The sequence below is a fragment of the Devosia sp. XGJD_8 genome, assembly GCF_046614475.1.
GTDB lineage: Bacteria > Pseudomonadota > Alphaproteobacteria > Rhizobiales > Devosiaceae > Devosia.
Window position 1 is genome coordinate 78,829 of the sequence record NZ_JBKJHF010000003.1, and the last position, 12,613, is coordinate 91,441.

Consider the following 12,613-nt stretch of genomic DNA (forward strand, 5'->3'; position numbering starts at 1 on the left):
TCCAGAGATGGCACACAAAAAAGCAGGCGGTTCATCCCGCAACGGTCGTGACACCGCTGGCCGTCGTCTCGGCGTGAAGAAGTTCGGCGGCGAGACTGTCATCGCCGGCAACATCATCATCCGCCAGCGCGGCACCAAGTGGCATCCCGGCACGGGCGTTGGCCTGGGCAAGGATCACACCATCTATGCGCTCGTCGATGGCAACGTGTCGTTCCGAACCCGTGCGAATTCGCAGGTGTTTGTTTCCGTCGACCCGGCCAAGGCCGCCGAATAACCCGGCAGGTCAATCGAACCAGCCGGTGACCCGTTCCCCGGCTCGTGTTCGCGACAATGCGAAATTTGACAAAGGGGAACCGGTTTGCCGGTTCCCCTTTTCGCATTTTCGCCACCTGGATGAACGTCAAATGAACAGCATGAAGGACCGCCTGCCCGCCACAATGACGACGGACCGCCTGCTGCTGACTACGCCGACCCTGTCGCATGTCCCCGACATCGCCCGGCTGGCCAATAATGCGCGCATCCACGACGTCATGTCGCGCCTGCCCTTTCCCTATACCGAGGCGGATGCGCTGTTCTTCATCGAGCAGGTGGTGACGAGCCCCGACGAGCGCTGCTACGCCATCCTTGAGCACGGCGTCTTCATGGGCGTCGTCGGCCTGCGCTTCGAGGCGGGAACCCTGCCGGAGCTGGGCTATTGGCTGGGCGAAGCGTTCTGGGGCCGGGGCTATGCCAGCGAGGCGGCCCGGGCGGTGGTCGCGGCGGCGAAAGTGGCCGGCATTCCCGCCCTGCGCTCGCGGGCCCTGCTGACCAATACCCCGTCGCATAATGTGCTGCGCAAGGCTGGCTTCACCATCATCGGCGAAGGCACCGACAAGGAGGGAAACCTCGCCGGACGTCGCCTGGCGCTGATGCGGCTGGAGTTCGACAGATGACGCCCATCGCCACCAAGCGGCTGATCCTGCGCGACGCCACGCTGGACGATGCCCCGCTCTATGCCCTGGGCGTCGGCGAATACGAGGTCGCGCGGTTCCTGACGCCCGTGCCCTATCCCTATACGCTGGCCATGGCGGTCGACTGGCTGCGCCAGGCCCGGCCGGCCACGCCGGAGCGATCCATGCTGGTCATCGAACTGCCCGGCACTGGCGTCATCGGCTGCGTCTCGCTGATCAATGAGCTCGGCTTCTGGATCGCCCGGCCGCACTGGAACCGCGGCTACGTCACCGAGGCCGCCACGGCCCTGCTGGACTGGCACTTTGCCGGCACCCATGCGCAGGCCGTCGCCTCCAGCGCCCATCACAACAATGCCGCCTCGCTCGCCGTGCAGAGCAAGCTCGGCTTCGTGCCGATGCGCCGCGAGATGCGGTTCAGCCAGACCCTGCAGCACAATGTCGAGCATGTGGTGACCACATTGTCGCGCCAGGACTGGCAGTTGCGAGGATCGCGATGACCATTGACCATGCCCTGCCCGCCACCGTCCGCACCGAACGCCTGACCCTGCGGGCGCCGGTGGCGTCGGACCTTGCCGATATCGTGGCCATGGCCAACAATCCCAAAATGGTCGAGACCACCGCCACCCTGCCCTTCCCCTATGGGGAGCGCGATGGCCGCGACTTCATCGCCCAGGCAACCGGCAAGCCCGACCTCAGGGCCTATGCCATAGCCGGTGCGGATGACCGCTTCATGGGGACCATCCTGTTCAAGTTCGCCGCCGGCAAGCCGCCCGAGCTCGGCTACTGGCTGGGCGAACCCCATTGGGGCCAGGGCTATGCCGGGGAGGCCGTGATCGGCCTGCTCGCTGCGCTGCGCCAGCTGCCCGGTTTCGCCCGGATCGGCGCGCGGGTGCTGGAGAGCAATCCGGCCTCGATCCGCGTGCTGGAAAAAGCCGGTTTCCTCGTGAAGGAACGCACGCAGGGCGTGGTCGAGCGCCATCGCGGCAAGCCCCTCCTCGTGATGGAGTGGCAGGCAACATGAATGTGACGCTGCGCACGCCCCGCTTCATCCTGCGTCCGGCCCAATTGGGCGACGCCGAGCCGATTGCCCGCTATCTCAACGATTTCGAAGTGGCCGGCAATCTTGCGCGCGTGCCCTTTCCGTACCATCTCAGTGATGCCAAGGCCTGGCTGCGCACGCGCCGGCCCAACCTGCCGGTCGAGGAGACCAATTTCTCCATCGAACTGCCTGGCGCCGGTTTTGCCGGCCATGTCGGCTTCCATCGGGGAGCGCAGGGCCCGATCATCGGCTATTGGCTGGGCCAGCCCTTCTGGGGCCGCGGCATCATGACGGAGGCGGTTACGGCCAGCCTCGACTGGTTTTTCGAGGCCACCGGGGCGGACACCGTCTATTCGGGCGTCTTCCATTTCAACGCGGCTTCGCTCGCCATTCAAAACAAGCTCGGATTTACCCAAACCGGGCGCTCTACCCTGCTCTGCCTTGCGCGCGGCGCCGAGGTGGAGCATATCGACACCAAACTGACGCATGGCGTCTGGAAGGCCAGAGAAAAATGAAGTTCCTCGACCAGGCCAAGGTCTATGTTCGCTCCGGCGATGGCGGCGCCGGCGCCGTCTCGTTCCTGCGCGAAAAATTCGTCGAGTTCGGCGGGCCCAATGGCGGCAATGGCGGACGGGGCGGCGATGTCATCATCGAATGCGTCGACGGCCTCAATACGCTGATCGACTATCGCTACCAGCAGCATTTCAAGGCCAAGACCGGCACCCATGGCATGGGCAAGCAGCGCACCGGCGCCGATGGCGAAGACACCATTCTGCGCGTACCCGTGGGCACCCAGGTGTTCGAGGACGACAACGAGACGCTGATCGCCGACATGACCGAGGTGGGCCAGCGCGTCGTGCTGCTCTCGGGCGGCAATGGCGGCTTCGGCAATGCCCATTTCAAGACTAGCTCGAACCAGGCGCCGCGCCATGCCAATCCCGGCCAGGTCGGCGTGGAAAAGTGGATCTGGCTGCGTTTGAAGCTGATCGCCGATGCGGGCCTCGTCGGCCTGCCCAATGCCGGCAAGTCGACCTTCCTGGCTGCCGTCTCGGCCGCCAAGCCCAAGATCGCCGACTATCCCTTCACCACGCTCCATCCCAATCTGGGTGTGGTGTCGATCGGCGAGCGCGATTTCGTGCTGGCCGATATTCCCGGCCTGATCGAGGGCGCCAGCGAAGGCGCCGGCATCGGGGACCGGTTCCTGGGCCATGTCGAGCGCTGCGGCGTGCTGATCCACCTGATCGATGGCACCCAGGACGACGTCAAGCAGGCCTACAAGACCATCCGCTCCGAACTGGCCGCCTATGACGAGCGGCTGGCCGAAAAGCCCGAAATCGTGGTGCTCAACAAGATCGACGCCATCGAGCCGGACGATCTCAAGGAAAAGCTCAAGGTGCTCAAGAAGGCCAGCAAGCAGGATGTGCTGCTGGTCTCCGGCGTGACCGGCAAGGGCACCGACATGGTGCTCTATGGCGTGATCGAGACGCTGGACGCCACCAAGGCCGCCAAGTTGGAAGCTGCGCGGCGGAAGGCCGAACCCAATTGGGCGCCGTGATGAGCCTGCGCTGGACCTGCCTTACCTCTCCCTTCGGGGGAGAGGTCGACCCTCTTGGGTCGGGTGAGGGGGCCTTTTCCAGGTGCAGTGCTGGGGTAAGGCCCCCTCACCCGGCGCTGCGCGCCGACCTCTCCCCCAAAGGGAGAGGTGAAGGGATCGAGTATCTGGCAAGATGAACGCCCTCGCGCCCTATAAGCGCCTGACCATCAAGATCGGCTCGGCCCTGCTTGTGGACAAGTCGGGGCGGCTGCGCGCCGGCTGGCTGGCGGACCTCGCGGCCGATATCGCGTCGCTCAAGGCCGGCGGCTGCGACGTGGTGATCGTCTCCTCGGGCGCCATTGCTCTGGGGCGCGGCCTGCTCGGCCTCAGCGCCGTGGCGCTGACGCTGGAGCAGAGCCAGGCCGCCGCCAGTGCCGGGCAGATTGCGCTGAGCCAGGCCTGGGCCGAGGCGCTGGGCCGGCATGGCATCGTCACCGGGCAGATCCTGATCACGCCCAATATCACCGAGGAGCGGCGCTACTACCTCAACGCGCGCACCACCATCGCCACCCTGCTGGGCCTGGGCGCCATTCCCATCATCAACGAGAATGACAGCGTCGCCACCGCCGAGATCCGCTATGGCGACAATGACCGCCTCTCGGCCCGCGTCGCCACGATGATCGAGGCCGATTGCCTGGTGCTGCTCAGCGATGTCGATGGGCTCTATACCGCCCCGCCGGCCAGGGACCCCAATGCCGAGCATCTGCCGGTGATCAGGGCGATCACCCCCGCCATCGAGGCCATGGCCGGTGGCGCCGCCAGCCACCTCTCGCGCGGGGGCATGACCACCAAGGTCGAAGCCGGCAAGATCGCGACCCAGGCCGGCACCGCCATGATCATCGCCAAGGGCACCGATTCCCATCCGCTCAAGGCCCTGACCGAGGGCGGCCGGCACACTCTGTTTCATCCCGCCCAGAGCCGCGCCCAGGCGCGCAAGCGCTGGATCATGGGTACGCTGGCCGTATCGGGCACGCTGCAGGTCGATGCCGGCGCCGCACGCGCGCTGCTGACCGGCAAGTCGCTGCTGCCGATCGGCGTCACCAGGGTGACCGGCGAATTCGAGCGCGGCGATGCCATTGCCATCACCAATCCCGATGGTGTTGAAATCGCCCGCGCCCTGGTTGGTCTCGACAGCGACGAAGCCCGGCTGGTCATGGGCAAGCGCAGCGACGCCGTGGTGGAACTGCTCGGCGCCGGCAACCGCGCCGCCCTGGTACATCGCGACAATCTGGTGCTGGTGGGCGCCAAGGAGGAAAGCCATGAGCTTGGCTGAAGCCGCTACATCCGTTTCCGGCATCATGGCCGAAATCGGCCGCAACGCCCGCATCGGCGCCAGGGCCCTGGCCATTGCCACGCCCGAGCAGAAGCGCACCGCGCTGACCGTTGCCGCCGGCGCCATCAATGCGCATCGCAAGGCGATCCTCACGGCCAATGCCAAGGACATGGCCGCCGCCGAGGCCAAGGGCATTTCCAAGGCCTTTCTCGACCGCCTGCTTTTGACCGATGCGCGCATCGACGGCATTGTCCAGGCCGTGAAGACCATTGCCGAGCTGCCCGACCCGGTCGGCGCCACCATTGCCGAATGGGACCGGCCCAATGGGCTGCATATCGAGCGCGTGCGCACGCCGCTCGGCGTCATCGGCGTGATCTTTGAAAGCCGCCCCAATGTCACTGCCGATGCGGGGGCTCTCTGCATCAAGTCGGGCAATGCGGTGATCCTGCGCGGCGGCAGCGACAGCTTTCACTCCAGCCAAGCCATTGTCGACTGCATGCTCGATGGCCTGCATGCTGCACGCTTGCCGGTGGAATGCCTGCAGCTTGTGCCCACCACCGACCGCGCAGCAGTCGGCGAAATGCTCAAGGGCCTCGACGGCAATATCGATGTCATCGTACCGCGCGGCGGCAAGACGCTGGTGGCCCGCGTGCAGGACGAGGCGCGCGTGCCGGTCTTTGCCCATCTCGAAGGGCTGGTGCATGTCTATATCGACAAGAGCGCTGACCTCGAAAAGGCGGTCAACGTAACGCTCAACGCCAAGATGCGCCGCACCGGCATTTGCGGCGCCGCCGAGACGCTGCTGGTGCACAAGGATGTGGTGACGACCCACCTCAAGCCCATCATCGAGGCGCTGATTGCCAAGGGCTGCGAGATCCGCGGTGACGACACGGTCATGGCCGCGATACCCACGGCCAAGCCGGCCACCGAGCAGGACTGGCGCACCGAATATGAGGACGCCATCATTTCGGTGAAGATCGTCGACAGTCTCGAGGCCGCCATCGCCCATATCGAGCACTATTCTAGCCACCATACCGAGGCGATCATCGCCGAGGACCCGGCAGCGGTCGAGAAATTCTTTAACGAGATCGACTCCGCCATCCTCGTCCATAATGCCTCGACCCAGTTTGCCGATGGCGGCGAATTCGGCTTTGGCGGCGAGATCGGCATTGCCACCGGCAAGATGCATGCGCGCGGGCCTGTCGGCGTCGAACAACTCACCAGCTTCAAATACCGCATCCGCGGCAATGGCCAGACGAGACCCTGACCCTTTTGACCCTGCGCCATCCCATCCGCCTTCCCGGCATTACTGAACTGCCACCCTCCGGCGCCGGCATGCGCATCGGGCTGTTTGGCGGCAGCTTCAACCCGATCCACGAGGGCCATCGCCTGGTCATCGAGGAGACCATGCGGCGGCTCGAGCTCGACGCGGTCTGGGTGCTGGTGACGCCGGGCAATCCGCTCAAGAACCACAACGACCTGGCGCCACTCGCCGACCGCGTGCTGGCCGCCCGCGCCCTGCTCGACAATCCGCGCGTCCGCGTCACCGGCTTCGAGGCGGCGCAGGGCTTTACCTATTCGTGGCAGACCATCCGCTACCTGACCGGCGCCATGCCCGACCGGCGCTTCGTCTGGATCATGGGCGCCGACAACCTGGTGGATTTCAACCGCTGGGAACGCTGGCGCGATATCGCCGCCATGGTGCCGCTGGCCATCTATGTCCGCCCCGGTTCGAGCCGCCGCGCGCCCGTCTCGATGGCGGCCACGGCGCTGGCCCGCTGGCGCATCGACGAGGAGGATGCGCCCATCCTGGCAGGCCTGGCGCCACCCGCCTGGGTCTACCTGCATGGCCGCCAATCCCCGCTCTCCTCGTCCGCCATCAGGGCAAGACGGCAACCGGTTAAGCCAAAATGAATGCCCAATCTTGCGAAATTGCCACCGAAGGCGCATATTGCCTTTGTGTGATAAACGTCACCGGAACAGGAACTGACTGCTTGCCGTTTACCAAACGCCTGCAACATTCCGATCAACAACCAAGGATGCTGACCCCACGCATGACCCATGCACTGGCATGGGCGGAAGGCCATTGCTGATGGCCGCGCTGCCCGAGAACACCGTCTCTACGCCCCCGGCCACGCCCGAACGCCCCATGATCGAAGTGATCCTTGATTGCCTTGACGATGCCAAGGCCGAGGAAGTCGTTGCCGTGGACATTACCGGCAAATCCTCGCTCGCCGACCATATGGTCGTGGCGTCCGGCCGTTCGCAGCGCCATGTCGGTGCCGTGGCCGACCAGATGGTCACCGCCCTGCGCGACGCCGGCTATGGCAAGCCGCGTATCGAGGGCCTGCCCCATTGCGATTGGGTCCTGGTCGATGCCGGCGATGTCATCGTCCACATCTTCCGCCCCGAAGTGCGCGAATTCTACAATATCGAGAAGATGTGGCAGGCCGATTTCGCCGCCGACGCCCACTAGGCTGTCTCGATGCGCATCACGATCGCGGCTGTCGGCCGGATGAAGGCCGGGCCGGAGCGGGAATTGGTCGCCCGCTATCTCGATCGTGCCACCGGCGGCGGCAAGCCGCTGGCCTTGACCGGCTTCGACGTCATTGAACTGAGCGAATCGCGCGCCTCGTCCTCGGCCAGCCGCAAGGCTGACGAGGCCAAGGCGTTGCGCGCCGCCCTGCCCGAGGGCATTGTCGTGGCGCTGGACGAGCGCGGCAAGGCCATCGGCTCGGAGGCCCTTGCCAGCCAGATCGGCCGCTGGCGCGACGATGGCCGCCCGGCGGTGAACTTTGTCATCGGCGGCGCGGACGGCATCGATCCGGGTCTGGTGGCGACCGCCGACCTGGTGCTGAGCTTTTCGCCCATGGTCTGGCCGCACCAGCTGGTCCGCATCATGCTGGCCGAACAGCTTTACCGGACCACCACAATCCTGTCCGGCCATCCCTATCACCGCGGCGATTGAGGCCACGCCATCACAGCATGGTTAAGCAACGTTAACCTGCGGTTTTCCGGCAGCTTGCTATGGTGCCGCCATTGATTCGGGCGCATCGCGCCCCTGCGGGAGTGGTCATGGCGTTGCGGCCGGGCAAGAGACTGGGTGTGCTGCTGGCCGGCCTGCTGCTGGCGGGCGCCTCGACCTTGCCCCTGCTCGCCCAGACCGAGACGCCGCCGGCTGCCACCCAAGCGCCGCCCGAAGCCCCGGTCGACGTGCCCTTGCGCGGCACCGTGTCCGAGCCGGCAGCCCCTGCGGCGACGGACCCGGCCACCCCGCCTGCCGAAGCGCCACCCACCCCGGCCGACCTCGAAGCGGTGGAAGCCACCATTTCGCTGACCCAGGAGCGCATCGATGCGCTCAAGGCCGAGATTGCCGAGATGGAGGGCGACCGCACGAGGCAGAACGCCGCCCTGATCGCCGCCGCCCAACGCGTCAAGCTGGCCGAGATCGAGGTCGCAGATGTCGAGGAGCGCCTGTCCGAGCTGATCGTCTCCGAGCTCGAAGTGCGCGGGCGGCTGGACGGCTCCAATGCCGAGATCGCCAATGTGCTGGCCGCACTCGAGCGCATCAGCCTCAACCCGCCGCCGGCGCTGATCGTCGATCCCGATGATGCGCTGGGCTCGGCCCGCAGCGCCATGCTGATCGCCGCCATCGTGCCGCAGCTGACCGCCCGGGCCGCCGCCGTGACGGCGGACCTTCAGGCGCTGACCGATATCAAGGCGCAGGCTCTCGCCGAGGAAGCCACGCTCAAGGCCAATTATGACGTGCTCGACGAGGACAGGCTGCGCATTGCCACCCTGATTGCCGCCCGCCGGCAGGGCATCGACATGCGCAGCGCCGAACTGGCCGCCGAAGAGGCGGAGGCCGAGGCCCTCGCCGCCCGCGCGGCGACCCTGCAGGAACTGATCGGCACGCTGTCCGAACGCGTCACCTCGGTCTCGACCGCGGCCGCCGCAGCCGATGCCGCCGCTGACCCGGACGCGCCGACCCTGACGCCCGAGGCAATCCAGGTGGCCCTGGCCAATACCGCCCGCACCGAGCCGGCCATTCCCTTTGGCGCTGCCCGGGGCTATCTCGCCATGCCGGCCAATGGCGTCAATGTCGTCGACTATGGCGCCGGCGACGGCTTTGGCGGCATCAGCCAGGGCATTTCGGTGGTCACCCGCGCCGATGCGCAGGTCGTGGCCCCGGCCGATGGCTGGGTGCTTTATAAGGGTCCCTACCTCAATTACGGCCAAATCGTCATTCTCAATACCGGGCAGACCTACACCGTCCTGTTGGCGGGCCTCGACACTGTGACCGTGGACATCGGCCAATTCGTGCAGATGGGCATGCCGCTGGGAACAATGGGTTCACGCACAATTGGCCGCTCGGTCACCACCAATGCTGGCGCCGATCAGCCGACCCTCTATATTGAACTGCGACAAAACAACGAGCCCATCGATCCGACCGGATGGTGGGCTGCCCCGACACAGAGTGGATAGAACCCGCATGCGCCTGACACCCCTTCGCGTTGCTGCCATCGTCCTGGCGCTGTCGCTGCCTGCCGGCCTGCTGATCGCCCAGGAAGAGCCGGCTCCGGCCCCCGCCGAAGAGCAGGCGCCCCCCGCCGAGCCCGCCCCCAGCGGCGAAGAGCCCGAGCCGACGCCCGAAGAAAATGCCGCGGCCTCCCGCGACCCGCTCGAAATCTATGCCGATCTGAACCTGTTCGGGGAAATCTTCGACCGCATCCGCGCCGAATATGTCGATCCGCCCGATGAGCAGGAGCTGATCCGCGCCGCCATCCAGGGCATGCTGACCTCGCTCGATCCCCATTCCGGCTATCTGCCGCCCGCCGACTATGACGACATGCGCGAGGACACCTCGGGCGAATTCGGCGGCCTGGGCATCGAAGTCACCATGGAAGAGGGCGTCATCAAGGTGGTCTCGCCCATCGACGACACCCCGGCCGCCCGCGCCGGCATCATGGCCAATGACCTCATCATCGAGCTCGATGGCGTGCAGGTGCAGGGCCTGACGCTCGACGAAGCCGTGGCCAAGATGCGCGGACCGATCGGCACCTCGATCAATGTCACCGTGTTCCGCGAAGGCGTTGCCGAACCGCTCGATTTCGAACTGACCCGCGCCGTCATCGCCATGCGCGCCGTGCGCTGGAGCATGGAAGGCGGAGCGGAAGAGGGCGAAGGCGATGTCGCCGTGCTGCGCCTCTCGCGCTTCTCCGAACAGGCCTTTGTCGGCATCGAAAAGGCCCTCAAGGACATCTATGCCGCGCGTGACAATGAGGCCCCCAAGGGCATCATTCTCGACCTGCGCAACAATCCCGGCGGCCTCGTCGACCAGTCGGTCTATGTCGCCGATGCCTTCCTCAAGCAGGGCGCCGTCGTGCTGACGCGCGGCCGCATTGCCGAGGAAAGCGCCCGCTACGACGCCCAACCCGATACGCTGGACGCCATGATCGCCGACGTGCCGCTGGTGGTGCTGATCAATGGCGGCTCGGCCTCGGCCTCCGAAATCGTCGCCGGCGCCCTGCAGGACCACAAGCGCGCCACCGTGGTGGGCACAAGGTCCTTCGGCAAGGGCTCGGTCCAGTCGATCATCTCGCTGGGGCCGGACGGCGCCATGCGGCTGACCACGGCGCGCTACTATACGCCCAACAACCGCTCCATCCAGGCGCTGGGCATCACGCCCGACATCGAGGTCAAGCAGGTCGTGCCCGAGGAATTCCAGGGTCGCGACGAGATCATCGGCGAGGCAGGCCTGGCCGGTCACATCACCATTGAAGGCCAGGAAGAGACCAGCGTCGGATCCTCGGTCTATGTCCCCGCCGAAAAGGCGGAAGACACCCAGCTGCAATATGCCATCCGGCTGGTGCAGGGCGAGGAGACCGACGCGGCCTTCCCGCCCAAGGCGGAATGACCGGCCCGAGGGCCGCTGTGTTATGAAAATCCAGGGGGCGGGGCTGCTGATTCGCTGCCACGCCCCCGCTCTGTTTCGTCGTGCGGAAGTCATGAACCATGGCCAATGACCTGACGACGCCGCTCACCGGCCGCAAGCGCAAGGCCGGTTCGCGGCCGCATATGCCCATCGCGCGGACCCTGTTCGCCCTGCTGGCGCTGCTCGCCGTCGCCTTCGTGCTGCGCCTGGTGCTGACCGACGACCCCAATGGCGGCCGCCCCAGCGAGGAAGTGGCCATTACCTCGACGCGCAACAGCAACGAGATCGCCAACCAGGTCGCCACCGGCCCGGTGACCATCACCGCCGACCCCCAGCAATTTCCCGCCGGCAGCTCCATGACCGCCGTGCCCACCGGCACAACCGGCGCCAATTCCATAACCGGCCTGCCCGACATATTCGGCGCCCTGCCCGATCTCAGCGAGGAGACCAGCGAGGGGCCCATTCCGCGCGTCTCGACCACCGGCCTCACCCCCTTTGCCGCCTATGCGCGGCCGGCCGGGGAAGCGGTGGCCAGCGGCCTGCCCATGGTGGCCATCATCGTCACTGGCCTGGGCATCAACGAGCAGGGTTCGCTCGACGCCATCGACCAGCTGCCGGACGACGTGACGCTCGCCTTTGCCCCCTATGGCAAGACGCTGGTGACCACCGTGGCCGCCGCCCGCTCGGCCGGCCATGAAGTGCTGCTCGAAATCCCGCTCGAACCCTTCGACTTCCCGCAGAACGATCCCGGCCCGCAGACGCTGCTGACCGGCGAGCCGCCGCGCGCCAATCTCGAAAAGCTGTTCTGGCTGATGTCGCGCTTTGGCGGCTATGTCGGGGTGATCAACAATATGGGCGCGCGCTTCACCGCCGCGGCGACCGATTTTTCGCCCATCATGGAAGAACTGGGCGCCCGTGGCCTGGGCTATGTCGACGACGGCTCATCCAACCGCTCGGTGGCCAACCAGCTGGCGGCCGGCAACAAGGTGCCGTTCTCGCGCGCCGACCTGGTGATCGACGCCAACCCGGCCCGCCAATCCATTCTCGCAGCGCTTGCCAGCCTTGAGGCCAAGGCGCTGGAGAACGGCTCCGCAATCGGTATTGTCAGCGCCCTGCCCATATCGGTGGCGGCCATTGCCGAATGGTCGCGCGAACTGCAATCCCGGGGCGTCGTGCTGGTCCCTTCCAGCGCCCTGATGAAGTAGGAATCCTTGTCCATGCCAGCCCGTCCAGACCGTGAAAGCCTGCCCTATCGCGATTGCGTGGGGATCGCCGTGTTCAACCACGACGGCAATGTCTTCATCGGCCGGCGCAAGGCCGAGGACGACCCCGAGGACAGCGCCGAGCTGGGTGCACCCTGGCAGATGCCCCAGGGTGGCATCGACAAGGGCGAGGACCCGCTCAAGGCCGCCTTGCGCGAGCTGCACGAGGAAACCAACATTACCGCCGTGAGCCTTTTGGCCGAGGCGCCGGAATGGATCTACTACGACCTGCCCGATGAGGCGCTGGGCATTGCGCTCAAGGGCAAGTATCGCGGCCAGCGCCAGCGCTGGTTCGCCTTTGCCTTTACCGGCAATGACAGCGAAATCGACATCTCCGCGCCGGGCGGCGGCAAATATACCGCCGAGTTCGACGCCTGGCGCTGGGAAAAACTGAGCCGGACCCCGTCGCTGATCGTGCCGTTCAAGAAGCAGGCCTATGAGAAGGTCGTCGCCGCCTTCGCCGACATTCCCCAGCGCTTTACCCACGTCTGAAACGGCTTCGATATTGGCGCTGGGGCGGCCTGCAACGGGCAATCTCCTGCGCTTCCGGTCCTCACGTA

15 protein-coding genes are annotated in these 12,613 nt (G+C 66.2%); all 15 read left to right on the forward strand.

Annotated elements, in window-relative coordinates; genetic code table 11:
- Positions 1–7: 7 nt before the first annotated feature.
- The 15 genes from rpmA to ACLI1C_RS19135 all read left to right on the forward strand — a co-directional run bounded on the left by rpmA (position 8) and on the right by ACLI1C_RS19135 (position 12,545).
- Positions 8–274 carry a 50S ribosomal protein L27 gene (rpmA, locus tag ACLI1C_RS19065; RefSeq protein WP_137150623.1) on the forward strand — a complete coding sequence of 89 codons (267 nt, stop codon included), beginning with the start codon at positions 8–10 and terminating at the stop codon, positions 272–274.
- A gap of 130 nt (positions 275–404) precedes the next feature.
- Complete coding sequence (locus ACLI1C_RS19070) at positions 405–932, forward strand: GNAT family N-acetyltransferase (protein ID WP_411399150.1); 528 nt, start codon at positions 405–407, stop codon at positions 930–932.
- A complete protein-coding gene (locus ACLI1C_RS19075; RefSeq protein ID WP_411399151.1) occupies positions 929–1,447 on the forward strand; it encodes a GNAT family N-acetyltransferase in 519 nt (172 codons plus the stop codon). The genes ACLI1C_RS19070 and ACLI1C_RS19075 overlap by 4 nt, the downstream gene beginning before the upstream one ends.
- Positions 1,444–1,971: a GNAT family N-acetyltransferase gene (locus ACLI1C_RS19080; protein WP_411399152.1), complete on the forward strand. Its 528-nt coding sequence runs from the start codon at positions 1,444–1,446 to the stop codon at positions 1,969–1,971. The genes ACLI1C_RS19075 and ACLI1C_RS19080 overlap by 4 nt, the downstream gene beginning before the upstream one ends.
- The gene (locus tag ACLI1C_RS19085; RefSeq protein WP_411399153.1) at positions 1,968–2,504 is read left to right on the forward strand and encodes a GNAT family N-acetyltransferase; all 537 of its coding nucleotides are present in this window, start codon (positions 1,968–1,970) and stop codon (positions 2,502–2,504) included. Before ACLI1C_RS19080 ends, ACLI1C_RS19085 begins: the two co-directional genes overlap by 4 nt.
- Entirely contained in the window at positions 2,501–3,544 is a 1,044-nt protein-coding gene (obgE, locus tag ACLI1C_RS19090) for a GTPase ObgE (RefSeq protein WP_411399154.1), read from the forward strand. Before ACLI1C_RS19085 ends, obgE begins: the two co-directional genes overlap by 4 nt.
- Before the next feature lie 172 nt (positions 3,545–3,716).
- The gene (gene proB, locus ACLI1C_RS19095; RefSeq protein WP_411399155.1) at positions 3,717–4,856 is read left to right on the forward strand and encodes a glutamate 5-kinase; all 1,140 of its coding nucleotides are present in this window, start codon (positions 3,717–3,719) and stop codon (positions 4,854–4,856) included.
- Positions 4,843–6,123 carry a glutamate-5-semialdehyde dehydrogenase gene (locus ACLI1C_RS19100; RefSeq protein WP_411399156.1) on the forward strand — a complete coding sequence of 427 codons (1,281 nt, stop codon included), beginning with the start codon at positions 4,843–4,845 and terminating at the stop codon, positions 6,121–6,123. The genes proB and ACLI1C_RS19100 overlap by 14 nt, the downstream gene beginning before the upstream one ends.
- A gap of 5 nt (positions 6,124–6,128) precedes the next feature.
- Positions 6,129–6,770 carry a nicotinate-nucleotide adenylyltransferase gene (locus tag ACLI1C_RS19105; RefSeq protein ID WP_411399157.1) on the forward strand — a complete coding sequence of 214 codons (642 nt, stop codon included), beginning with the start codon at positions 6,129–6,131 and terminating at the stop codon, positions 6,768–6,770.
- Positions 6,771–6,948: 178 nt separating this feature from the next.
- Positions 6,949–7,332 carry a ribosome silencing factor gene (gene rsfS / locus ACLI1C_RS19110; protein WP_411399158.1) on the forward strand — a complete coding sequence of 128 codons (384 nt, stop codon included), beginning with the start codon at positions 6,949–6,951 and terminating at the stop codon, positions 7,330–7,332.
- Between the two features lie 9 nt (positions 7,333–7,341).
- Complete coding sequence (gene rlmH / locus ACLI1C_RS19115; RefSeq protein WP_411399159.1) at positions 7,342–7,824, forward strand: 23S rRNA (pseudouridine(1915)-N(3))-methyltransferase RlmH; 483 nt, start codon at positions 7,342–7,344, stop codon at positions 7,822–7,824.
- Positions 7,825–7,931: 107 nt separating this feature from the next.
- Positions 7,932–9,341: a murein hydrolase activator EnvC family protein gene (locus ACLI1C_RS19120; protein ID WP_411399160.1), complete on the forward strand. Its 1,410-nt coding sequence runs from the start codon at positions 7,932–7,934 to the stop codon at positions 9,339–9,341.
- Positions 9,342–9,348: 7 nt separating this feature from the next.
- Positions 9,349–10,773 carry a S41 family peptidase gene (locus ACLI1C_RS19125; RefSeq protein WP_411399161.1) on the forward strand — a complete coding sequence of 475 codons (1,425 nt, stop codon included), beginning with the start codon at positions 9,349–9,351 and terminating at the stop codon, positions 10,771–10,773.
- Between the two features lie 98 nt (positions 10,774–10,871).
- Positions 10,872–11,996 (forward strand): divergent polysaccharide deacetylase family protein, encoded by a 1,125-nt coding sequence (locus ACLI1C_RS19130; RefSeq protein WP_411399162.1) that lies wholly within the window; start codon positions 10,872–10,874, stop codon positions 11,994–11,996.
- A 12-nt stretch (positions 11,997–12,008) separates the two neighbouring features.
- Positions 12,009–12,545: an RNA pyrophosphohydrolase gene (locus tag ACLI1C_RS19135; protein WP_411399163.1), complete on the forward strand. Its 537-nt coding sequence runs from the start codon at positions 12,009–12,011 to the stop codon at positions 12,543–12,545.
- Positions 12,546–12,613 lie beyond the last annotated feature (68 nt).